Here is a 23,351-nt window from a genome sequence, read left to right on the forward strand (position 1 = left end):
GACGCGTTGCGCTACATCCCGGCCAGTTTCCTGACGGTGTTCGCCGTCCTGATCGTCAGCTTGCCGCTAATGCGCGCACTCGCGGTCTTCGACCACCAGTTGGTCTTGCGGTACTCTTTGCGACTGAAGGACCAAAAGATAGCGTTCCGGCAATGCTCTATCCGTTCCAGCCCTTCTTTGGGTTCTCCTATTTCATGGAAGACATCGGAAAACGTGGCGGGCGGCATGATGAAGATCAAGTTATCGTAGATTTCTTTATCTGCGCCTCCCCACCAGGCGGGTGCGTTTTGCAGAATATCCTCGAGCGCTTCTTTGGGCATGCAAAGGACGGGGATAGCGAAGCCAAAGCAGCCGTGTATCATCGACTCGATCTTATTGGTGCATCTTTCTGCGCTGTCGCTGCTTGAGAACAATGCGTTACCGCTGTTCAAATACGTTTTGACTTCCTTGAAGCCAAGCTCTTCGAAGCGTTTTTTCAGCTTTTTCATAGGAATCGTGTTTTTACCGCCGACGTTCACGCCGCGAAGAAACGCAACATACCTTTTCACCGTGCCGCCTTTGCAAGAGTTTTGATTCGATTGTCACCTATTGAAAGCGTGCGCGCAAGGGGCTTTGCAGCGGTACAATAGCAAGGCTTTGATGCGATTCGCGAGAGAGGAGCGCGGCCGTGGGGCTGTTCATGACGTTGGAGGATGCTTCGCCTGAAGAGGCTGCCAAGCTGTGGGGAGACGATGCCTTCTCTCGAGTGAAGGATGCGAATCCTGATCGCTTGCGCGTGTTCGACCTGCATTGCGATACGCTCGATCGCCTGGCGCTTTCGGGCGATCCCGGGGTTCCGGGCGGATTCGCCGAACATGATGCGGCGATCCCTCGCTCGCGCATGAGCTCGCTGGAGGACAACGTCGCCCATGTTTCGCTTGCGCGCACCGCGCCGTTTTCCTGGTGCCAGTGCTTTGCGGTGTTCGTCCCCGACCAGCTGCAAGGCGATGCAGCGTGGGCGCTGTTCGAGCGCGTGAGAAGGTTTTGGGAGACATCTTTGGAGCGCCATCGCGATGCGATCGCGCGCGTGCGCGACGTGCGCGAGATCGAGGATGCGTTTGCGGCGAGCAAGACCGCCGGGATGCTCACCGTGGAGGGCGCGTCGTTTCTGCAGGATGACGGAAAGGCGTCGGCGCGTCTTGACGCGTTGGCGGAAGCCGGGGTGCGCATGGTTACCCTTACCTGGAACGGCCGGAACGCGCTGGGAAGCGGCAACGAAACGCTTGACGGATTAACTTCGTTCGGGGGCGCGTGCGTGCGCGAATTGGAAGCGCGCGGCATCGTGGTGGACGTTTCCCATCTGAACGAGGCGGGCTTCAGGGACGTATGCGCGATAGCTTCCCGACCCTTCGCCGCTTCGCACTCGAACGCGCGGGCGATATGCGACCATCCGCGCAACCTGGAGGATTGGCAGTTGCGCGAGATTGCCGACTGTCAAGGCATCGTCGGCTTGAATTTCTGCCGGGACTTCCTATCGGACCTGCATGCCGATCCTTCGCCTGACGACGTGCTGCGTCACGTCGACCGCATCTTGGAAACGGCGGGGGAGGACGTGCTTGCGCTCGGCAGCGACTACGACGGCTGCGACGTGCCCAGCTGGCTCGATCCATGCGATCGCGTTGCCGACTTGCATGCGCTGCTCGAGCGACAGTTCGGGCCGAACGTTGCCGACAAGGTGTTCTTCGAAAACGCGCGCGCCTTCTTCGATCGTGCGGGGTAGCGGGCTTGCCTGAAAGGTCGGTTTGGTTATTCTCGGATAAGCAGTGTTCTTGTGTTTATGGGCGCACATGAGGACCTGTGGCAAAAAACCGGGTGCTCAGGGTGCGCTGCCGAATACCTTGCCGGTAAAAGGCCTGGTCGCATTTTGGGAAGCGGTCGGAATGCGGCTTTTCGCGCGTTCGAGATCGTCACAGGGCCCATTCGCGCCCAAATCCCGAGCGCTCCCATGGCTTCCGCCCGTGCTTGCTTATCGGTAGCATGTAGCCGTCATGCGTGCGATCCGCTTGCCCAGGTCGTCCTCGACAACAACGGTGTAGAAGGCCAGGTGGCTGCCTGGTTTGTCGCATGTGGCAGTCGCGGTCAGCTTCGACCCTTTCGTTGAGCGGAGAAAGCTGATGGCATGGTCTACGGAAACGGTGGGGCTTTCGCCGATGTTGCAGGCTATGGCCAAGGCGAAGTCCGCCAACGTGAAGATGGCGCCGCCCATGACGCCTCCCATTGCGTTTCGGTGCACGTCCGACAGCTCCATGTCGCAAACGGCTCGTCCCCTGCATCCTTCGACCACGCGGCAACCAGCTGCTTGAGTGGCGAAGCGGTCGTTCTCGAACACGGCTGCGATTTCTTCAAGGGAAGGGTTTTCGGAAAGCATGGGCGTCTCCTTTTCCGGGATGTTCGATGCAAACGCCCCGACGGAGCCGGGGCGTTTCAGGGTTCTGTCGATGCGCGATCGGGTTTATTCCGCGGGAGTTGCAACGGCGGCGTACAGCTCCAGATAATCGCCGTCCGTTACGGTAACGGTTTGAGATCCCCCTGCAATCACGTATTTCGTCTGCGTGATGGAATCGCTATCGAAGTTGAGATCCTTCATGACGAACGCCGCGCTGTCCTGGGAGGCGTTCGCGGACGCCTCGGTGCTCACCGTGACGGCATACGTTCCGGCGGGGATATCGACTCCCACGCGGTACAACCCGTTTTCGTAGGGGGCCTCGGGGGCGAAGCTCGCCTCTTTGCTCGGGTACATGCGCAGTTCGTCTTTGCCGGGCAGGAAGGCGATCGCGTCGCCGGCCTCAAGCTGTGCGAAGTAGTTGCCGAAGTACGAGACCGCCAGCTCAAGCGAATAGGTTCCCGTGTCGTCGTCGCGATCGAACACGTAGTAGGTGCCCTCGGCATCCGAGCTTCCTTCGAGGAAGTAGAGTCCCGGCTCGATGTCCTTTCCCGGGCCTATCTGGTACACGCCGGCCGTGCAGCGACCGTCCTCGACGGTGCTCGGAAGATCTCCCACCGCTTTTTTGATGTCCTCAAGCGCAAGCCCTTCGTAGCGACTGGCGCCGTAGTCGTCCGGGTTGCCGTTTTCGTAGGAATGGTTGTATCCGTATCCCGGTCCGTCGTAGCGAGGGTCGAACGAATCGTTGTAGCTGCGATCGAAGTACAGGGCGCCGCACGCTACGCAGCCGACGCATCCGCCAACGCCCAAAACGAACGCCAGCAGGCACCCGCATAGCACCCAAGGCCACACCTTCTTCTTTTGCGATGGCTGCGCGGCGGCCGGATAGGCCGGGTAGGGAGGCTGCACGGGGTACGGGGGCTGCGGCTGCGGCGACTGGCCCGCCGCAGCGTAGTGCGGCGAGGGCGCACCGGCGTAGGGGGATTGCGGCTGCTGCGGCTGGGGGCCGTCGTATGCCGGGGGCTGCGGCGGCTGGTTCGTGCTGCTGTAGGGTTGCTGGCCGTAAGGCGGCGCGGGCTGGTCGTTTTGCTGGTCGCCCTCGGGGCGCTCGGGTTCGTTCATGTGACCCTCCTAGAACTTATCGTTGCGGCGTGCCGCAGGTCTCGCTTGCCTGTTCGCACCCAGCTTCTTCGGTAAGGAAAACCTCGGCGCTTTCCTCGATCAATTGCACGGCTCCTTGCGCGCAGGCGCTTGCGCACAGGCCGCAGCCTATGCAGTAGCGCGCGTCCAAGGCAAGCGTCCCGTCTGCGGGGTCTGGGTAGCGCGCACCGGTCGGGCATGCCCTGGCGCAGTCGAGCGCGTTCGTGCAGATCGAGCAGTCCGTCTGCGAGATGACGATTGGGATGTTCGGGGCGATGCTCGAGTCGCGGTCGATCGCTTCAAGCAGCATGCGCCGTTTGGGATGCATGGTCTGTTTCGTGTGGCCTTCCGGGGCGAAGTCGTTGAATTGGCGGCTTTCGTTGAGATTGAGACGGGCGCGTGCCCGCGCGCGTTCCTTGCGTTCGTAGAACTGCTGCAAAACGTCGGAGTTGCGCAGGCGACGCTTGCCGGAAGCGACGTCTGCCACGTCGGCCGCAAGATTCGTGAACGCGCTGCGACGATCGACCCCTTCGGGATTCGCCAGGTCCTTGACCAGATTCTCTTTCTCGGGGATCGCTTCAAGGTAGCCTACTTTGCGGCCGGTCCACTGCTCGGCCGTGGCTATGGCGTGCGTGAACAGCATCTCGCCGAAGTCGCCTGCCCGATCGCAATCGGCGCAGTACGTCAGGTCTCCCGCAATGCTGACCGGGATGTTCTCGGCAAGCACGAGCGTCCAGAACTCGGGCGAAAGGGCGGCAAGGCAGGGAAGCACCACCACGTTGGCGGCGGGCTCCAAGCCGGGGAAGATGTTCTCCTTGCACGTGATCACCACGTCTTCGCCGCGCAACGCGATGCGCCTCACGCGGGCGTGCAGGTCGATCATCGTCACGCGCGTGGAGGTGAACGCGTCGCAGATTCCCAGGCATATGCCGCAGTTCGTGCAGGTTCGCGCGTCGATGACGGGCAAGTTCTCCGCGCTGAACGATATGGCTCCATGCGGGCATGCGCGGGCGCATCGGTCGCATTCCGAGCCAAGGGGGCGCGTGCAGAAGTCCCGCAGCACAAGGATGCGCTGCGGGTGCGCGATCCGGTCCTCCTGAACGTTGTCGGCGACCTCAGCCACCGAACACCTCGCTTGCCACCTGGTCGATGCGCGCAAGCACGTCCTCGCGGGGCAAAAGCTCGATGCTCTCGAACAAAGGCGGCGACACCATGTTGCCGCACACGGCTACGCGCAGGGGCTGGAACAGCAGCTTCGGCTTCAGTTCCAGCTGCTCGCCCACGGCGCGGCATGCTTCCTGCAGCGGCTCGGCTTCCCAGGCCACGCTTTGGTCGGCAAGCACGCCGCGGCAGGCCGCCAGAGCTTCGTCGGCGCGAGCGCACTCCTTCTTGAGCACCTTGTTGACGCTCTTCTCGTCGAGCTCGCGCACTTCAGGCCCCCAGAACATGAAGCCCAGCTTGGAAACCACGTCGTCAAGACGCGTCAGGCGTTCCGCTACCAGGGGATACAGCCCCAGGTAGAACTCGGCGCGCGCGGAGATGTCCTCCGGCGTGGCGCCCAGCTCCAGCAGCCAGGGAAGCGAGGCCTGCACCCAGGCGTTCGCGCCCATGTCCTTGATGTACTGGCCGTTCATCCAGTCGAGCTTCGTCTCGTCGAACACGGCGTCTTTCTTGGTCACGCGGTCCAGGCTGAAACGCTCGCACAGGGTGGCGCGGTCGATGAGCGTCGTCTCGCCGTCGAGCGACCAGCCCAGAAGCGCCAGGAAGTTCACCATGGCGTCGGGCAGGTAGCCGCGCTCGCAGAACTCCTCGACCGAGGCTGCTCCGTGGCGCTTCGACAGCTTCTTGCCGTCCGGCCCCAGGATCATCGACAGGTGCGCGAACGTGGGCACGTCGAAGCCGAGCGCCTCGTAGATGAGGATCTGGCGCGGGGTGTTGGACAGGTGGTCGTCGCCGCGGACGACGTGCGTGACGCCCATGTTCGCATCGTCGCACACCACGGCGAAGTTGTAGGTGGGGGAGCCGTCCGTGCGCACGACGATCATGTCGTCCATCACGTCGGCCGGGAAGCTGACGTGGCCGTACACGGCGTCGTCGAACTTGATGGGGCCGTGGTTCTCCGGCACGCGCAAACGCCACACGTGCGGCTCGCCCGCGGCGATGCGCGCGGCTGCGTCAGCGGGGTCGATGGAGCGGCAGGTGCGGTCGTAGCCGGCGTAGCCGCCCTCGTTCGCCTCGGCTGCGGCGCGCTTGGCGTCGAGCACTTCTTTCGTGCAGAAGCAGGGGTACACGCTGCCGCGCTCTTTCATGAGCTCGAGCGCTGCGGCGTACGTGTCCATGCGCTGGGTTTGGAAGTACGGTCCGGCCTGGCCGCCCACCTCGGGGCCTTCGTCCCAGTCGAGGCCGAGCCACTTCATGGCGTTGAGGATGACCTGCACGTTCTCTTCGGTGGAGCGCTCGGGGTCGGTGTCTTCGATGCGCAGGATGAAGTCGCCGCCCATCGCGCGGGCGAACGCCCAGTTGTAGATGGCCGTACGGGCTCCGCCTACGTGCAGCCGCCCAGTAGGCGACGGGGCGAATCGAACGCGAACTTTCTTCTCGTCTGTCATAGCCGTGGTAATCCTCCAGTTGAATAACGTCATGTTCAGGCCGAAGCGCGCGCTTCGGCGGTGCTTGCAAGTATAGACAACCCGAAGGCCGTCGAAAACCACGTCCGTTCATCCTCACTCAAAATGCTCGACCGCGCAGCAGGTAGGGCGTCGCCGTCGCGCAGTCGCGCGCGCAGGGTTTCCTCTTCGAGCGGCTCGTGCGATCTTACCGAAGGGCGGGCGTGCGTCGCAGGAGCATCCCTCCGATCGCTGCGGCCAGCGAAAGCGTTCCCGTGACCGTCAGCCAGACGGCGCCCATTCCCATCCAGAATGCGGGCGGATACATGGTGATGAGCAGCGACTCGTACGAGAACGTCCAGGTTCCGTCGGCGAAGAACAGCGAATGGAACGCGGCGAAAAAGCCGTTGAAGTCGACGACCACCCAGGCAGCCAGCGCGGCGAACACGGTCAGCACGGCGATCCCCGCGCCGGCCAGGACGCTGCCCACGGCCCGCCTCCCAACGCGCGCTCCCAAGTAAACGCAGAGCGCGACGGCGGCCAAGGCGATCGCCGCGAACGCGACGCCTGCCATGGATATCACGCGGTTCACGTCGTCGAGGTGCGAGAGGGCTTCGGGGTCGAGCGTGTAGACGTCGGGCGCGGCGGCAAGGGCCGCTTCGTCGGCCTCGGCGTAAGGGGTCTGCGCGTTGCGGTTGATGTCGCGCAGCATGGCGAACACGGCTTCCCGGTCGTTCGACCCCACGGTGTAGTCGCGCGTTGCGACGGCGGCTTGCACCAGATCGTCGTGCGAGAACGGCGTCGAGGGGTTGTCCATGCCGCTGAACATGCCGGCCAGCATGCCGGTGGTTTGCGGCAAGCAGCACGCGCCCAGCCCCGCCGCCACGAAGGCGACGGCGAGGGCGATGACGGCGGCAGCCTGCATCAGGCCGCGCTTCGCCGCCCCGTTCTTTTCGAGTGTCGGCATCCTGATCGCCTTAACGCTTGTCGACCCAGATGGTGGCGGCGGTCATGCCCTGCATGTCCTTCGAGATGGTGGGCAGGGGCCCCAGGCGGCTGAACACGCCCTGGAACACGCCGTCGTACAGGTACAGGCCGTTGAGGTTGTTGTACATCTGCGGATCGAAGGGCACCTGGTCGTCGGCCAGCTGGTCGATTCCCGTGTCGGGGGCAAGCGTAAGCGTCTTGAAGGGACGGATGTAGCGCTGCACGATGAAGGGGTAGCCCGCGCGGCCGTTCGCGAAGCGGTCGACCAGCTCTTCCCAGCGTTCTTGGGAAACGGCGCAGCCTGCGTAGACGTCGTCGGCTCCGTAGTGATCGGTGGGCTTGATGATCCACTCGTCCTTGTTCGCGCGGATCTGGGGCACGTTGACGTGGTCGTCATCCAGAAACGCGGTCAGGGGGACGGTCTTCTCGATGAACGATATCTCGTCGGAATCGAGAAATTCCATGGTGCGCTTGTCGAACAGGGCCTTGAATATCTGCTTGTCATGCACGATGTGTCCGGCGAAGCTGCCGATGAGCGCAACCTTCTCCGCGCGGACGGCTTCGATGAGCTGTTGCGAATCGTCCCAATGGTCGATGACGTCGTTCGTAACGCAGCGCCGCCAGATGGCGTCCACGCGCTCGCCGTCGGCATCGCGCAGCGTTTCGCCGTCGAAGGTCAGGTCGCGCACGTCGGTCACGACGCAGTCCACGCCGCGATGCCTGAACAGGTCGGCGTAGATGTGGAACTCGTCGACCACGCCGTTTTCCAGGTAGTCGCAGATGGCGAAGCGAGGATCGTCCACCTTGCGCTCGTAGGTATCGTAGATGGACAAAAACGCGTCGACCCAGGATTCGAACAGCTCGCAGCCTTCCACTCGATGGTTGCGAGAGAACGCTTCGAACGCGGGCGAGTTCGCGATGGAGGCCGTGATCTCGCGGTTCTCGTTCATACCCGAGGATCCGTCGCCGTTGAACTCGCAGAACTCCATGCGGTAGTCGTCTTCGTTCAGGAAGGTGTCCACGCGCGCGAAGGGCAGCAGGGAGTCGTAGCCGCGCGGCAGCAGGATGAGCTCTTCGAGGCGCGGATCGAAGTCGAACACGCGGCGGTACTCGGGGTCTTCCAGGTAGCGTGCGATCACCTTGCACAGAATGCGGTGCGAGGTTTCGGCCGTCTCCTTCATGGTGCGGTACGTTTGCGCGTTGAACAGGCGCGGCACGTACGAGCAGGCCACCACGCGGTGGTGCACGATGGCGGTGGAGCCCTGCATGTAACGGTATGCGGCGCGTCGGCCGGCTGCGTCGCCGTCAAGGCGCTCGAGGATGTCGAAGTACTCGCGGGTGTATGCGGCGTTGGTTGGCATGGCGATCCTTTCGCAGACCCGCCCCTGGAAGCGTCGGGGCAGGGGGTTCACGTTTGGAAAAAGTGTAGCACGAGCCGCTCGCCCGCATCGGGGCGGTTGCCGTATCGCCACAGGAACGGCGGCGGGCCTTTGCCGGGTTGCCGTTTCGGGCGCAAAGCGGCATCTGTGACGAAAAGCAGCACGACGAAGGGTGCTTCTTCGTGCAGCTCGCCGGCAAAAGTCCTGGTCGCATTTTGGAGCGCAGTCAACGCGCAGCCTTTCGCGCGCTCGAGGTCGTCATGGGTCCCGATTCGCGTCCAAAAGCTTGGGCGGGTGCGGGCTCAAGCCCGAGGACGGGGCCGGCGCCTTCGTCTTCCGGCTCGATGGCCGCCTCTTCGTGGGGACTCCGCGGGGCCGGGTATTCTCCTCTTGCGCGAATGGTTCTTTCACGGTACCATCGGCAAGGTTTCACGGGGATTCCGGCCATGCGCGCGGTTCTCTGTTTTATCAAGAGTCGGGGGAGAGAGTTGGCTCTGAGATCCCGACACCAACCTGGCGGATACGCCAAGGTGGTCCGGCCTACAGCGATGAAGGAGGAACTTATGGCCGAAGAATGCTCTACGTACCTGTTCACGTCCGAGTCCGTCACCGAGGGTCATCCCGACAAGGTGTGCGACCAGATATCCGACGCCGTGCTCGACGCCATCCTGGCCAAGGAGATCGAGCTGGCGGCTCAGGGCTACATCGCCCCCAGCGGACAGCCCGCCGACCCCGCGCAGGTGCGCTGCGCCTGCGAGACCATGGCCACCACCGGCATGGTCATCGTCACGGGCGAGATCCGCACGCAGGCCTACGTCGACGTGCCCGCCATCGTGCGCGAGGTGCTGCGCGACATCGGCTACGACCGCGCGAAGTACGGCTTCGACTGCGACACCTGCGGCGTGCTCAACGCCATCCACGACCAAAGCCCCGACATCGCCCAGGGCGTCGACGAAAGCTGGGAGGCCCAGCACGGCCTGGCCGAGGACGACCCCTACGAGCGCATCGGCGCGGGCGACCAGGGCATGATGTTCGGCTACGCGTGCGACGAGACGTCCACGCTCATGCCCATGCCCGTCTACCTGGCGCATCGCCTGGCCGAGCGCCTGACCGAGGTGCGCAAGAGCGGCGCCATGCCGCATCTGCGCCCGGACGGCAAGACCCAGGTGTCCGTGCGCTACGAGGACGGCCGCCCCGTGAACGTGGAGAAGGTGGTCGTGTCCACGCAGCACTCCGAGGCCATCGCCCATGACGAGCTGCGCGCGCAGATCATCGCGAACGTGGTGGAGCCGGTGTTCGCGCACGAGGGCGTGGAGCTGGCCGCCGACGCCGAGATCCACGTGAACCCCACCGGCCGCTTCGTCATCGGCGGTCCCATGGGGGACGCGGGACTCACCGGTCGCAAGATCATCGTCGACACCTACGGCGGCATGGGCCGCCACGGCGGCGGCGCGTTCTCCGGCAAGGACTGCACGAAGGTTGACCGCTCGGCTGCCTACGCGGCGCGCTGGGTGGCCAAGAACGTGGTGGCCGCGGGCCTCGCGCGCCGCTGCGAGGTGCAGGTCGCCTACGCCATCGGCATGGCCAAGCCCGTCTCGGTGATGGTGGACACCTTCGGCACCAACGCGGTGCCCGAGGCCGACATCATGGCCGCGATCGAGCGGACCTTCGACCTGCGTCCCGGCGCCATCGTGGACGCGCTCGACCTGCGTCGTCCCATCTACCGCAAGACGGCCGCCTACGGCCACTTCGGCCGCGAGCTTCCCGAGTTCACCTGGGAGCGCACCGACAAGGCCGACGAACTGCGGAAAGCCTGCGGGCTGGCATAGCCTGCGCTTCGCTGATAGAAAGAGGCCGCCCGTTGCGCATGCATGAGGGCGGCCTCTTTCTTGTCATGAGAAGCGATCGGGCCGGCCGAAAGCGCATCGGACGGCGGACGGGGAAGCGCGCGGGCGCGTTTCGGAGCGAACGAGGACATAGGATATACTGAAGTCATGAAACTCGCATCGGTCATCCTGGACATACCCACGCAAGCGCTCGACGCGCCCTACACGTACGCCGTGCCCGAAGACGAAAGCGGCGACCATCCCATCGAGGTGGGCTGCGCCGTGCTCGTGCCGTTCGGCCATCGCCGTGCGGTTGGCTTCGTGATCGGCCTCGAGGAGCGCGAGGACGGCGACTATCCCGCAGGGCTCGACCCCGCCAAGCTCAAGGTCATCGTGCAGGCGGTGAGCCGCCCGTATTTCGACGAGGAAGGGGCTGCGTGCGCCCAGTGGCTGGCGCGGCGCTACATCGCGCCGCTCTCGTCGTGCGCGCGCCTGTTCACCCCGCCGGGCGGGGTGCCGCGCATGGTGCGGTCGCGCGAGGGCTACTGGCGTTTGAAAGAGCCCGCCGTGGGGGAAGTGGACGATCGTTGGGTGCTTCCGGGCGCGGCCTTCGATACGTTCGAACCCCGTAAAAACGCCGTCAAGCAGACTTCCATAGTGGAGGCCCTGCGCGCGGGCGACCTGCGCGTGGCCGAGCTGTCGGCCGAGTTCGGCGCGGTGTCGGCTCCGTTGAAGGCGCTCGAGAAGCAAGGCGTCGTGCGCATCGAGCATCGCCGCCGCATGCGGGGCTTCGCGACTCCGCCGGCCTGCGGACCGGAGGGGTCGGTTGACGCTGCGCACGCCCTTGCCGGTTCGCTGCGCCAGCCTGCGGACCTGCCGCCTGCAGGCCTGCAGGCTGCAGGCGGCTTCACCCCCTCTCCCAAGCCGCCGCTCACGCAGGGGCAGGCGGCGGCGCTCGCCGTCATCGATGCGGCGCGCGAGCGCGGCGCGGGCGAGGTCGTGCTGGTGGACGGCGTGACCGGATCGGGTAAAACGGAAGTGTATCTCCAGGCTATCGAGGCGGCGCTCGCCGCGGGGCGCACGGCGTGCGTGCTCGTGCCCGAGATATCGCTCACGCCGCAAACCGTGGGGCGCTTCCGCGGCCGCTTCGGCGACACCGTGGCCGTCATGCACTCGCGCATGAGCCAGGGCGAGCGCTACGACCAGTGGGATTTCATCCGCTCGGGCGCTGCGCGCGTGGTGGTGGGCGCGCGCAGCGCTCTGTTCACGCCGCTTTCGAATCTGGGCTTGATCATCATCGACGAGGAGCACGAAGGATCCTACAAGCAGGACAGCTCGCCGCGCTATCATGCGCGCGACGTGGCCGTGTGGATGGCGCGCCGCGCGGGCGCCGCCGTGGTGCTCGGGTCGGCCACGCCTTCCATCGAGGCGCTTCATGCCTGCGCGAAAGACCCGGCATGGCATCACGTGGAGCTTCCCGAGCGCGCGAACGGCAAGCCGTTGCCGGCGGTGCGCGTGGTGGACATGGCCGTGGAGTTCAGCGGCGGCTCCCGCTCCATGTTCTCGGGAGCCCTCTCGCGCGCGCTCGCCGAGGAGCTGTCTGCCGGGCGCAAGGCGGTGCTGCTGCTCAACCAGCGCGGGTTCGCGAAGTTCTTGCTGTGCCGGGAGTGCGGGTTCGTGCCGGAATGCCCGTCCTGTTCCACGTCGCTGACCTATCATGAACGCGGGAATTTCCTGATATGCCACCATTGCGGGTTTCGCATTCCCGCGCCGCCCGTGTGCCCGGAATGCGCGAGCCCGTACCTCAAGAAGTTCGGCGCCGGCACGCAGCGGGTGGAGGCCGACCTCCGCGTTCTTTTGGACGAAACGCCCGGGGTGGGCCCCGGGGTTCCCATCGTGCGCATGGATGCGGACACGACGTCGGGCAAGGGCGCTCACCAGCGGCTTTTGGAGGAGTTCGCCGCCGCCGACGCCGCGGTGCTCCTCGGCACGCAGATGATCGCGAAGGGCCTTGACTTCGAAGACGTCACGCTGGTGGGCGTCATCAACGCCGACACCATGCTGAAGCTTCCCGACTATCGAGCCGCCGAGCGCACGTTCGACCTTGTGGAGCAGGTGGCCGGACGCGCGGGGCGCGCCGAGCTGCCGGGGCGCGTGCTCGTGCAGACCTACGAAGCGGACGCCGCCCCCATCCGGGCCGCGGCGTCGTACGACCGCGCGCTGTTTCTGCGCGACGAGCTGCCGAAGCGGCGCCTGTTGGGGTACCCGCCGTACGTGCGCATGGCGAACGTGCTGATCTGGGGCAAGGACGAAGCGGCGGTGCGCGGGGCGGCCCAGCAGCTGCAGCAGGGGATCGAGCAGGTCGTGCGCGATTTCGGAGGCGACGATTGGACGGTCCTGCCCGCTACGCCGTGCGTTCTCGCGAAGCTACGGGGCACGTACCGCTGGCACATCGTGGTGAAGTGCCCGCCGGAGGCCGACCTCTCGGCCGTGCTTCTTCCGTACTTCAGGCACCGCAAGCCCGACAAGGACGCGAACGTAGTGATCGACGTGGACCCCGACGACTTGCTGTAGGCGGCCTTTGGCGGGTTCGCTGCTCGTAGGTTTACAGTTTCAGCTGCGTCTTCCGTTGTCGTGGTATTCTGGGTGCCCTACAGCTGATTCGACTGAAAGCGGTGTCGCAGGCGATGGAGGAGGTTCGAGCCGTGGGGAAATGCGCGAAGCGCATCGCGTGCACGCTGGTGCTCTCGGCGATGCTGGCCGTCGCGTTCGTTGCTCCTGCGGTTGCCGACGAGCAGGCTTTGTCGTCTCGCGGGCGCGTGGTGAAGGTGGCGTTTCCCCCGTCCGAGGGCTTGAGCATGGTGGACGACCAGGGAAACCGCAGCGGGGTGCTCTTCGACTGGCTCACCGAGATCGCGAAGTACACCGGTTGGGAATACGAGTTCGTCGATGGAGACGTCGACAGCTTGATCGGTCGACTGCGCGATGGCGAAATCGACCTGGTCGGCGGCATGTTCGTGCGCGAGCAGCTTGTCGATTCCCTTGACTACTCGACCTACAGCATGGGCTCGAACCGTTCGCTGCTGGCGTGCGCGCAGGACAACGATGCCGTTGCGAGCTTCGACTTGAGCACCCTGAACGGCGCGACAATCGGCGTGTACGAGAAAGCCGTCGACAAGAACAAGCGGCTTGCGGGCTTCCTGAGCTTGAACGGCCTTTCCTGCACGCTTCTTCCGCTTGACTACGCTTCGTACAAAAGCTGTCTCGACGACGGCGCAGCCGACGTCATGTTGACTGGGGACACGGATCTTCCCGACAACTGCAAGGTCATCGCATCGTTTGGCGGCGAGCCGCAGTACTTCGCCCTTGCGAAGGGAAGCGACCTGCTGCCCGAGCTCGATGCCGCAATGGCCCAGGTGTACGCAGCCGACCCCGGGTTCGCCACCAAGCTTCACGACGCCTATTTTCCCCAGGCGTACCGGTTCCCCCTGGAGCTTTCCGCCGACGACCGCGCGTACATTGCAAGCCGGGGCGAGGTCAAAGTGGCCGTGGTGGCGGGGCAGTATCCTTTGTATTACGACCTTGAGGGATCGTACCGAGGCGTGGTGAAGGAGATCTTGGGCCTGGTGTCCGAGCGGACGGGCTTGACGTTTCGGTTCGTCCACGCAGGCACGTACGAAGCGGCGCTCGAGCTGGTGGAGTCGGGCGAAGCGGACGTGCTGGGCGGATTCCAGGGCGACGAGCGCACTGCATCCGAGCGCGATCTAGCCCTGACGGCAAGCTATGCGTCCTTGGACGGGGTGGTGCTTAGGAGCAAGGCGGGATCCCAACGAAGCGAGGGCCTGGTGTTCGCGCAGCTGGAAGGGCTTGCCGACCCGAAGGGCCTCGACGTGGCGCGCGTGGTGCGCTACGCGACGTACGAAGAGTGCTTGTCGGCTGTGAACGAAGGACGCGCCGACCTAACCAGCATGCCCGCTTCGTGCGCCGAGAGCCTGTTCGTCGAGCGCTCGTACGCCAACGTTGCCCCGGCAACGTCGGAGCACGACGACGCCGTGTTCTCCTTGGCGTTGCCCAAGCCCGTGGATGCGTCTTTGTACGCCGTGCTGAACAAGGCCGTGAACAGCTTGTCGAGCGACGAGCTTGGCGCCATCGTGTCCCGCAACTCCACGCCGGTGACCTCGCATCGCGCCACCATCGAGTCATTCGTGGCGCAAAACCCCTTTCTCGTGGTCACCATGGTTCTTGTGTTCGCCTTGCTTTTGGGGGTCATCGGCGTCGTGGTGTCGTTGTCGAAGGTGCGCGCCCGCATGATGGCGATCAAGCTGGAGAAAGCCGAGGAGGCCGGTCGCGAAAAGGCGGACTTTCTTTCGCGCATGTCGCACGAGATACGCACGCCCATGAACGCCATCATCGGGCTTTCCAGCGTGGCGTCGCTGTCGGGAGAGGCTACGCCCGCCATCCGCTCCAGCCTTGAGAAGATCAACACGTCGGCCCAGTTCCTGCTCTCGCTTGTCAACGACATCCTGGATATGTCGAAGATCGACAACAACAAGATGCGCATCGAGGTTGCTCCTATGCGCCTTCGTTGCCTGGCCGAGCGCCTGGAGAGCATGTTCTGCATGCAGGCCGAGGAGAAAGACGTGCGCTTCGAGGTGCGCTGCTGCGTGGACGAGGGCGTGGTGGGAGACGACGTGCGTCTTCAGCAGGTGCTGGCGAACTTGCTGTCGAACGCGTTCAAGTTCACCGACGGCGGCGGCTTCGTTCAGCTTTCCATCGAGGAGCTGCGCCGAGACGACGCGAGCGTGCGCATTCGCTTCAGCGTGAAAGACGACGGCGCGGGCATTCGCGAAGAGGATCTGGGCCGTATTTTCGATTCGTTCGAGCAGGCCGCTGAGAACCGTCGCAATGCCCAGGGAACCGGCCTCGGACTCGCCATCAGCAGCAGCCTCGTGCGTCTTATGGGCGGCTCGCTTGAGGTTCGAAGCAGTTTCGGACGGGGGTCGGAGTTCTTCTTCGCGATTGATCTGCCGCTTGCCGAAGAGGGGCAGGCCCCGTTGAACAAGGCTGTACCGTCGCCTGATAATGCCCCTGCTTTGAAGGGGTCGCATGTCCTTTTGGCCGAGGACAATGACCTGAACGCCGAGATCGCGGTTGCTTTGCTTGAAATGCAAGGCATGTCGGTGGATCGAGCGGCGGACGGACGCGAGGCGATCGATCTATTCGAGGCCTCGGAAGCGGGAGCGTACGATTTCGTGCTCATGGACGTGAGAATGCCGGTGCTCGACGGGTTGGCTGCTGCTCGCGCCATCCGTTCGCTCGATCGTGCTGACGCGCGAAAGGTTCCCATCGTCGCCTTGACCGCCAACACGTTTCAGGAGGACCGGGAGGAGGCGCGGGCCGCCGGCATGGACGGTTTCGTGCCCAAGCCGTTCGACGCCAACCAGCTCTACGATGCGCTTCGGGGATTCTTGAACGGATAGCGAACGAATTTGTCTGGGAGGCTTTCCCTTGCGCTGTGCGGCGCGCTTTGGAATAATGTGAAATCAAGTCAGCAAGCAAACCGCATAGCCCGACCGCGTACTGGACGCAGCCTGGCAAGGGCTTGTTTCATAGCGAAAAGGGGATAAGGGTGAAAGCGATCCTGCAGAGGAGCTATCTGCGCGTGTTCGCAGCGGTGTTCGCGGTCGTCGCGCTTGTTACCGGAGCAGTTTGCGCGATCACCTTGGTTCGCGGGGAGCAGGTGGTCATGGGGGAGACCGAAGGCTATCTGGCCGAGCTGTCCCAGCAGACCACGTACAAGATCAACCAGCGCATGGCGTTCAACGTCGAGTTGCTGGAGCACCTAGGGCGCCAGCTCAATGCGCTTCCCGGTGACGACCAATCTCGTTCCGCGGCCGTGGGGGCCGTTGTGGAGGGCAGTCCTTTCGGCTGGATAGGGTACGTCGATTACGACGGCATCCTGACCGTTCCCGGAAAAGGGTCCGTCGATGCGAAGGACTACGAGGTCATCGCGAACGCCATCGTGGGCCAGGCGAACGTCGGGTCGGAGCTGGTCGCCATTCCCGAGTTCGGCGAGGGCGCAGGCGCGCTGTACGCTGCGCCGGCCGTTGGCCCGAGCGATCTGGGCGCGGTGGTGGGATGGATCCCCCAGGACTCCATGCGCCTGCTCTACAACACGGATACGGCCGACGGCGTGGGCTTTGCGCACATCGTGACGAGCGACGGGGATTTCATCCTCCGTTCCGACAACGCCAATTCCTTGGTGACGGAGCGCAACTTCTTCGAAGGTCTCGAAGAGGAAGCCGTGCTCGAAGAAGCCGACCTCGATCGGATGATCCAGGATATGCGGCACGGCATGAGCGGTCGCGTGGGGTACACGGTGCAGGGCCAGCGCCGCGAGGTGAACTACTACCCGCTCGACTTGGGCGGTTGGTACTCTCTTTCCGTGGTTCCCCCTTCGCTGTACGCCAGCGCTGTTTCCGGCTATGCGAACCAGGCCATCGTGGGCACGGCCCTGCTCGCCTTGGTGTCGTTCGGCGCGTTCGGGGGCTGCCTTGCCTGGGCGACGTCGCGCAAGAACCGCGAGATCAGCGATCTGGCTTTCGTGGACCCGGTGACGGGCGGGCATACGGTGGCGCGATTCGACATGCTGGTGGCCGAGCGCATCGAAAACCGCAGCCCGTTCTCTTTGGTGGCGGTGGATATCGAGGATTTCCGCCTGGTCAACGACAGTTTCGGAAAAACTCGCGGCGACGAGCTGCTGTGCTACCTGCATCGGGCGATCGTCGAGGGATTGCGCGAGGGGGAGGCTGCCGCGCGGGTGTCGGCCGATGTGTTCAACGTCATGCTGAACGATACCGAGCAGGACCGCGTGCGGGCTTGGCTGCGCGATCTGTCGGAGCGCGTGAACGCGTTCAACGGCGAGAACAGCACGCCGTATTTCGTCAAGCTGAACTGTGGATCGTGCCTTGCCGAATGGCCGAACGACATCGTTACCGTCAGGGATCGGGCCAACACCGCGCGGAAGTCCCCGTCTGCAACGGGCAGCCGCTTGTACCGGTGCGCGTTCTTCAGCGACGTGGATCACGAGCGCCTGATCCGGGAGAAGGAAATGGAGAACGAGATGGAGCGCGCGCTCGACAACGGCGAGTTCATCTTGTTCCTGCAGCCCAAGATCAGCTTGGAAACGGGGCGGGCCATCGGCGCGGAAGCGCTTGTCCGTTGGGATTCCCCGAAGCGCGGCTTGATCCCGCCGGTGGATTTCATCCCCCTTTTCGAGCGCAACGGCTTCGTCATGAAACTCGACCTGGCCATGTTCGAGAAATCCTGCGCGCTCATACGATCGTGGATCGACGCGGGGATCGAGCCGCTGCCCCTTTCGGTCAACCTATCCCCGCTGCATCTGCGCGACGAAGGCTTCCTTGCCGCCTTCGAGGCGTTGCGCGAAGCCTACGACGTCCCCGCGGGGCTCCTTGAATTCGAGCTGACCGAAAGCGTTGCGTTCGAAAGCCTCGATCTGCTGCGAGAGACGGTCGATAACATCCACGAGCTGGGATTCCTTTGCTCCATGGATGATTTCGGCAGCGGATACTCGTCGCTCAACGTTCTGAAGGACATACCCGTCGACACCTTGAAGATCGACCGTCAGTTCTTCCTGGGCGACGAAAGGCGTTCCGAGATGGTGGTGGAGTCGGTCATCGATCTGGCGAAAAAGCTCAACATGGGAACCATTGCCGAGGGCGTCGAGACCATTCCGCAGATCGAGTTTCTGCGCAATGCCGAATGCGATGCCGTGCAAGGATACGTGTTCTCCGCCCCGGTTCCGATCGATCTGTTCGAGAAGATGACGTTCGGCCGCGTTGGATCGGATGGGGGAGCGCAGCCGGCAAGCTTCATGTCGCTTTGAGCGCGGGCGGTTTCGAGCGGCGCGCGGCTGTGTTCGGCTCGCCGGCCGCGCATCGGCCGGAAGTTTCAACAGGAAGCCGGTGGCGGCAGCAGTAGGTAACGGTTATAGATTGACCTGCGCATCGCCTGAGTTTTGTGATATAGTGTTCGGCTGTATCTTTGCGCCTAGAGCGTGCATGTCTTCATGCCCTGTGCGCCATCCTGTTGGAAAGGAAGATCACGTGGCCCAAGCCTCTAAGAAACAGCCGGTACAAGCGAATGACCAAGCGAAAGCCCCGATTGAATCTGAGGAGATGCTTGACGACGACGCGCTCGACGTCGAACCGGACGTAAGCGCTACCGATACGCTCGAAGACGATAAACTCGAAACGCCTCTGTCCGAAGATGGCGAAGAGGACGAGGACCTGCTTGCGGGCATTCCCGAAGAAGAGCTCAAGGCCGTCAGCGAAGTGCAGTTGCCGAAGGTGGGGGCTAAGAGCGGCCGCGTTCGCTCGTCGGTGCGCAAGCGCAACGCCGATGCGTCCGTGACCATGCTCACCGGCGACCCCGTGCGCATGTACCTCAAGGAAATCGGCAAGGTTCCGCTGCTCAACGCAGCTGAAGAGATCGACCTGGCCATGAAGATCGAAGCCGGCGTCGCTGCAAGCGAAGAGCTGGACAAGGCCGAAGACGAGGGCATCGAACTCGAGCGCCGCGAGAAGCGTCGCCTTGGCCGCATCGAGCAAGTGGGTTTGGACGCCAAGCAGCAGCTCATCGAGGCGAACCTGCGCTTGGTCGTGTCCATTGCGAAGCGCTACGTCGGTCGCGGCATGCTGTTCCTGGATCTGATCCAGGAAGGTAACCTCGGTCTTATCCGCGCAGTCGAGAAGTTCGACTACACGAAGGGCTTCAAGTTCTCCACGTACGCCACGTGGTGGATCCGCCAGGCCATCACGCGCGCCATCGCCGACCAGGCGCGCACCATCCGCATTCCGGTGCATATGGTCGAGACTATCAACAAGCTGGTCCGCATCCAGCGTCAGCTTCTGCAAGAGCTCGGGCGCGAGCCAACGCCGGAGGAAATCGGCAAGGAGATGGGCTTGCCGGCCGAGCGCGTGCGCGAGATCCAGAAGATCTCGCAGGAGCCCGTGAGTTTGGAGACTCCCATCGGCGAAGAGGAAGACTCCCAGCTGGGCGATTTCATCGAGGACGACGCCGCCGTGGTGCCGCCCGACGCTGCATCGTTCAGCATGCTGCAGGAGCAGCTGTCGAAAGTGCTCGACGGGCTGGCGGAGCGCGAGCGCAAGGTTATCGCTTTGCGTTTCGGGCTGGAAGACGGCCATCCACGCACGCTTGAGGAGGTCGGACGCGAGTTCGGCGTTACGCGCGAGCGCATTCGCCAGATCGAGAGCAAGACGCTGGCGAAGCTGCGCCACCCGTCCCGCTCCTCGAAGCTCAAGGATTACCTGGAAGACTAAGGGCTTGGGCGGCTCGAATGCCGCCCAAGTTGTTCGACGCCGTAGCGCGGATCGGTTTTGCCGACGAGGCCCCGCGATGTCCGAGTTTTCGCCTTGTTGCCCTTCCCGCATGTCGCACGGCATGCGGGCTGCGGAGCGGAAGGCGGCGGGCGTCGCGGGGCCTCTTTGCCGGCGCGCTGTTCCAACCTGCGATTTTACGATGGGACGTCATGTATGGAAAAATACAACCTCGAGTTGTTCGCAAGCTGTCTTTCCGGATTGGAAAAGCCGCTGGCCGACGAACTGAAGTCGCTTGGAGCTAAGCGCGTGCGCCCCCTTGGCGGGGGCGTTGCCTTTTTCTGCGATATGCGCGGCGCGCTCAAGGCGTGCTTGTGGTCGCGGCTTGCCTCGCGCGTGACGCTCGTGGTCGGTCGCGTGAACGCGTCCGATGCCAACCTGCTGTACGAGGGCGCGCGCCGCTTGCCGTGGGAACGGGTCATTGCTTCGGGAGCGAGCATGGCCGTGCAAGCGCACGGCATGAACGACCAGCTGCGCAATACGCGCTTCACCGCGCTCAAGGTGAAGGACGCGGTGTGCGACCGCTTGCGCGAGATGCGCGGCGAGCGTCCTGATGTGGATACCGATCAGCCCGACGTTGTGCTCGACGTGCGCATACGCGAAGGGCGAGCGACTATTTCGCTCGATTTGTCGGGAGAGTCCCTGTATCGACGCATGTACTTGGCGGCCGACGACGGGCCGGACGCTCCTTTGGAGTGCGCGCAGGCCGCCGGCCTGCTGGCCTTGGCCGGCTGGCACGACATAGCCGCATCGGGCGCTGCATGCGTCGATCCGACGTGCTCGGACGGCTCGCTTGTCATCGAGGCCGCGTCGGTCGCATGCGACCTTGCGCCCGGCCTTGCTCGCTCGCGCTGGGGGTTCTTCGGCTGGGCGGAGGCGGACGAGGACGCATGGGGCGATCTTCTCGCCGAGGCCGACGAGCGTTTCGAAGCGGGGCTGGCGCGCGTGGCGGCGTGCGATGCGCAGGATCCTTCGGCTCCGCCCGATTTGGCGTACGTGCGCTTTGCCGGGGCGACCACGTCGTCGCCCGCTATAGCCCGTGCCCGTCAGCGCGCCAAGCGCGCAGGGTTGCGTCAGGTTGTGAGCATTGAGCTAGGCGATGCTCAAAGTGCTCCTGACCTGGTTGGACGCGTAGGATCGGCGGCGGCGCGCGCAATGCGCGAAGCGATGGCCGACAGCGGCGCGGACAGCATGCAGGTTTCCGGGTTCTTGGTGGCAAGCGTGCTGCCCACCGGCGATCGCGCGCAATCCGAGGCGCGGCAGCAGGCCGAATCGGCCGCCTTCTCGCGCGCGTCCACGGCGGCGGGTCCGGGCGCGACGTTCGCGGTGGCGGGCGGCGAGGGCATCGAATCCCGGTTCGGCGTGGAGCCTTTCGAGCGGACGACGCTCGGCGCGGGCCGGGTTTCGGTCGAGGTGCTCGTGTTCGACGAGCCTCCGGTGGAGCCCGTGATCGTGATGGTGCCCGACTCCGCGGGCGGGGCCGAGCATCGTGTCGAGGTGTTCGAGTCTGCATCCGAGCAGTTCGCTTCGCGTCTTCGCAAGGTTGCGAAAGAGCGCCGCAAGTGGGCGAAGCGCGAGGGCGTGTCGTGCTATCGCATCTACGATGCCGATCTGCCCGACTACGCGGTTGCCATCGACCTGTACACGGGCGCGGGCCAGGCGTCGGGCAACACGTATGTGCATATAGCCGAATACGCCGCGCCCTCCACGATCGATCCCTCGAAGGCGCAGCGACGCTTCGACGACGTTCTGTCCCTGGCTCCCGTGGTGTTGGGCGTGCGTCCCGACCACGTGTTCTCCAAGGTTCGCTGCCGCGACAAGGGGGGAAGCCAGTACCGCGGGGCGGGAAGGCGCTCGTACGTGACTCACGTGCAGGAGGACGGGTACCTGCTCGAAGTCGATTTGTCCGGCTATTTGGATACGGGCATGTTCCTGGATCATCGTCTGACGCGCGAGCTGGTGGGCGCTCGAGCCGCGGGCAAGCGGTTCCTCAACCTGTTCGCGTATACGGGCACGGCTACCGTGCACGCTGCGGGCGGGCAGGCGGAGTCCACGTGCACGGTTGACCTTTCCCAAACGTATCTGGATTGGGCCGAGCGCAACATGGAGCAGAACGGCTTTACGGGCGAAGCGCATGCATTCGAGCGCGCAGACGTCATGACGTGGATAACGGAGTGTCGCCGCACGCCGCGCAGGTTCGATCTGATCTTCGTCGATCCGCCCACGTTCTCGAATTCCAAGGCCATGGGCAAGCGCACGTGGGACGTCCAGCGCGACCATGTGGAGCTGCTTATCGGCGTGACCCGTTTGCTGGCCGAAGGGGGCGAGGCCGTGTTCTCGTGCAACCTGCGCAATTTCAAGCCCGACGAGGAAGCGCTTGCGAAATACGGCGTGGTCATCGAGGATATCACCGCGCAAACCATCCCGCACGACTTCGAGCGCAATCCGCGCATCCATAAGTGCTACCTGGTGCGCCGCGCGTAACGGAGCCGCTCGCATTGCTCGCTTGCAGCCGCTTGCCACCCGGCAAGCGGCTTTTTTGCGCGACGGGGAAGGGACGGGCCGGACGGTTGCGCTCGCTATCGCCCGGTTCGATGCTGCGGCGCTTCTTCGAGCACCGTGTCGGATAGCCCGATGGCCCATAGCATGTAGGCGTTCATGATGCGGGGCGAAGCTTCCGCCAGCGCGGTGGAGCCGCTTGCGGCGGCCACGGCAAGGGGGTCGGACGCTTCGCGGGGCAGGTAGCGTTCGCGGGGCGCAAAGCCACGCTGCTTGGCGATGAGCAGCGTGGGAAACGTGCGCCCCGCGTTGCCGTACATGGTGGCGCGGTTGTTGTAGAGTCCCTTGCAGGTTGTCATGCGATCTTCCAGCTTTCCCAGATCCTCTAGGAGAAGCGCGAAGGGCGCGCGCTCGAGCAGGGCAGATGCGCGCCCTTCGATAAGGTCGAGCAGGTTGCGATGCGCTACGCAGAGCGCATCGTCGGCTTCTGCGGCGCGCGTCGGGTCTTCAGCGGCCTGCGCATCGGCAAAGGCGCGCTCGACGGCTTGCAGGGCGGAGGGGTCGTCCACGCCGTTTGCCCGTGCGGCGTCGGTTATCCGCGCCATGACGTCGTTTCGGCTGCGGCGGGTCGCTTGCAGCTGCTCCCACATGGCGTCCGACTCTCGACCAAGGCTGGCAAGGTTGCGTGCGAGGATGGTCATGACGGCGAAGGCGCCGGCAAGAAGGAAGGCGATGGGGATAAGCAACGTCAAGGCGTGCTCCTTCGGTTGGAGGGCCGCAGCGGGAACCGTCCTTATTGTAGGGTCGCTCGACCGCTCTGTTCCATACCGCAGGAAGTATGGTTTCGGGTGCTCATCTCCCTCGGAGGGTGGTAGAGGCATGCGTGCAGAGCCGCGTTTGCGGGCTGCTTCGGCCGCCGTGCTGGGAAGGGGGGAGCGGGTGGGCGTGGGTTAAGTTTCAAAAAGTGTGTCTATTTCTACCCTGTATTACCAGTTCATCAATAGAAAATAGACCCTAGAAGTTGTTTCGCACCAACTTCTAGGTGTTTCAAAAAGTGTGTCCGATTTCACCTT

The 23,351-nt window shown here is 64.2% G+C and carries 15 protein-coding genes and 1 riboswitch; of the genes, 7 read left to right on the plus strand and 8 right to left on the minus strand.

Annotated elements, in window-relative coordinates:
- Nucleotides 1–11: 11 nt before the first annotated feature.
- Nucleotides 12–548, minus strand: coding sequence for a DUF1697 domain-containing protein (locus DMP08_RS08635; protein WP_123192513.1), 537 nt, complete (start codon nucleotides 546–548; stop codon nucleotides 12–14).
- Between the two features lie 119 nt (nucleotides 549–667).
- On the opposite strand from DMP08_RS08635, the gene DMP08_RS08640 reads away from it, so the two are divergent.
- Entirely contained in the window at nucleotides 668–1,759 is a 1,092-nt protein-coding gene (locus tag DMP08_RS08640) for a dipeptidase (protein ID WP_123192514.1), read from the plus strand.
- Nucleotides 1,760–2,005: 246 nt separating this feature from the next.
- Here the strand turns inward: DMP08_RS08640 and DMP08_RS08645 are convergent, their stop codons facing one another.
- From DMP08_RS08645 to DMP08_RS08670, 6 genes are all read right to left on the minus strand, one after another.
- Entirely contained in the window at nucleotides 2,006–2,407 is a 402-nt protein-coding gene (locus DMP08_RS08645; protein WP_123192515.1) for a PaaI family thioesterase, read from the minus strand.
- Between the two features lie 84 nt (nucleotides 2,408–2,491).
- The gene (locus tag DMP08_RS08650; protein WP_123192516.1) at nucleotides 2,492–3,544 is read right to left on the minus strand and encodes a hypothetical protein; all 1,053 of its coding nucleotides are present in this window, start codon (nucleotides 3,542–3,544) and stop codon (nucleotides 2,492–2,494) included.
- 16 nt (nucleotides 3,545–3,560) lie between these two features.
- Nucleotides 3,561–4,685: a 4Fe-4S dicluster domain-containing protein gene (locus tag DMP08_RS08655; protein ID WP_123192517.1), complete on the minus strand. Its 1,125-nt coding sequence runs from the start codon at nucleotides 4,683–4,685 to the stop codon at nucleotides 3,561–3,563.
- Nucleotides 4,678–6,171, minus strand: a complete 1,494-nt coding sequence (gene gltX / locus DMP08_RS08660) for a glutamate--tRNA ligase (protein ID WP_123192526.1) — start codon at nucleotides 6,169–6,171, stop codon at nucleotides 4,678–4,680. The genes DMP08_RS08655 and gltX overlap by 8 nt, the downstream gene beginning before the upstream one ends.
- Before the next feature lie 205 nt (nucleotides 6,172–6,376).
- Complete coding sequence (locus DMP08_RS08665; RefSeq protein ID WP_123192518.1) at nucleotides 6,377–7,135, minus strand: lipoprotein intramolecular transacylase Lit; 759 nt, start codon at nucleotides 7,133–7,135, stop codon at nucleotides 6,377–6,379.
- Nucleotides 7,136–7,145: 10 nt separating this feature from the next.
- A complete protein-coding gene (locus DMP08_RS08670; RefSeq protein ID WP_123192519.1) occupies nucleotides 7,146–8,516 on the minus strand; it encodes an ATP-grasp domain-containing protein in 1,371 nt (456 codons plus the stop codon).
- Nucleotides 8,517–8,996: 480 nt separating this feature from the next.
- Nucleotides 8,997–9,089, plus strand: a riboswitch (SAM riboswitch).
- Nucleotides 9,090–9,097: 8 nt separating this feature from the next.
- Here DMP08_RS08670 and metK point away from each other — a divergent pair.
- From metK to rlmKL, 6 genes are all read left to right on the plus strand, one after another.
- Complete coding sequence (gene metK, locus DMP08_RS08675) at nucleotides 9,098–10,363, plus strand: methionine adenosyltransferase (RefSeq protein ID WP_123192520.1); 1,266 nt, start codon at nucleotides 9,098–9,100, stop codon at nucleotides 10,361–10,363.
- A 165-nt stretch (nucleotides 10,364–10,528) separates the two neighbouring features.
- On the plus strand, nucleotides 10,529–12,934 hold the full coding sequence (gene priA / locus DMP08_RS08680; RefSeq protein WP_123192521.1) for a replication restart helicase PriA: 2,406 nt from the start codon (nucleotides 10,529–10,531) through the stop codon (nucleotides 12,932–12,934).
- A 131-nt stretch (nucleotides 12,935–13,065) separates the two neighbouring features.
- Nucleotides 13,066–15,840, plus strand: coding sequence for an ATP-binding protein (locus DMP08_RS08685; RefSeq protein ID WP_123192527.1), 2,775 nt, complete (start codon nucleotides 13,066–13,068; stop codon nucleotides 15,838–15,840).
- Nucleotides 15,841–15,989: 149 nt separating this feature from the next.
- Nucleotides 15,990–18,266 carry an EAL domain-containing protein gene (locus DMP08_RS08690; RefSeq protein ID WP_123192522.1) on the plus strand — a complete coding sequence of 759 codons (2,277 nt, stop codon included), beginning with the start codon at nucleotides 15,990–15,992 and terminating at the stop codon, nucleotides 18,264–18,266.
- A gap of 220 nt (nucleotides 18,267–18,486) precedes the next feature.
- A complete protein-coding gene (gene rpoD, locus DMP08_RS08695) occupies nucleotides 18,487–19,722 on the plus strand; it encodes an RNA polymerase sigma factor RpoD (protein ID WP_114565859.1) in 1,236 nt (411 codons plus the stop codon).
- 213 nt (nucleotides 19,723–19,935) lie between these two features.
- Nucleotides 19,936–22,263: a bifunctional 23S rRNA (guanine(2069)-N(7))-methyltransferase RlmK/23S rRNA (guanine(2445)-N(2))-methyltransferase RlmL gene (gene rlmKL / locus DMP08_RS08700; RefSeq protein ID WP_123192523.1), complete on the plus strand. Its 2,328-nt coding sequence runs from the start codon at nucleotides 19,936–19,938 to the stop codon at nucleotides 22,261–22,263.
- 95 nt (nucleotides 22,264–22,358) lie between these two features.
- Here the strand turns inward: rlmKL and DMP08_RS08705 are convergent, their stop codons facing one another.
- Complete coding sequence (locus DMP08_RS08705) at nucleotides 22,359–23,030, minus strand: LemA family protein (protein ID WP_161555451.1); 672 nt, start codon at nucleotides 23,028–23,030, stop codon at nucleotides 22,359–22,361.
- Nucleotides 23,031–23,351 lie beyond the last annotated feature (321 nt).

It is taken from the genome of Paraeggerthella hongkongensis, from assembly GCF_003726035.1.
GTDB classification, from domain to species: domain Bacteria; phylum Actinomycetota; class Coriobacteriia; order Coriobacteriales; family Eggerthellaceae; genus Paraeggerthella; species Paraeggerthella hongkongensis.

Bases quoted from the DNA above. Each gene is read 5' to 3' on its own strand.
- DMP08_RS08645 (WP_123192515.1), bottom strand. From the start codon at position 2,407: ATGCTTTCCGAAAACCCTTCCCTTGAAGAAATCGCAGCCGTGTTCGAG.
- DMP08_RS08650 (WP_123192516.1), bottom strand. From the start codon at position 3,544: ATGAACGAACCCGAGCGCCCCGAGGGCGACCAGCAAAACGACCAGCCC.
- gltX (WP_123192526.1), bottom strand. From the start codon at position 6,171: ATGACAGACGAGAAGAAAGTTCGCGTTCGATTCGCCCCGTCGCCTACT.
- DMP08_RS08665 (WP_123192518.1), bottom strand. From the start codon at position 7,135: ATGCCGACACTCGAAAAGAACGGGGCGGCGAAGCGCGGCCTGATGCAG.
- DMP08_RS08670 (WP_123192519.1), bottom strand. From the start codon at position 8,516: ATGCCAACCAACGCCGCATACACCCGCGAGTACTTCGACATCCTCGAG.
- metK (WP_123192520.1), top strand. From the start codon at position 9,098: ATGGCCGAAGAATGCTCTACGTACCTGTTCACGTCCGAGTCCGTCACC.
- priA (WP_123192521.1), top strand. From the start codon at position 10,529: ATGAAACTCGCATCGGTCATCCTGGACATACCCACGCAAGCGCTCGAC.
- rlmKL (WP_123192523.1), top strand. From the start codon at position 19,936: ATGGAAAAATACAACCTCGAGTTGTTCGCAAGCTGTCTTTCCGGATTG.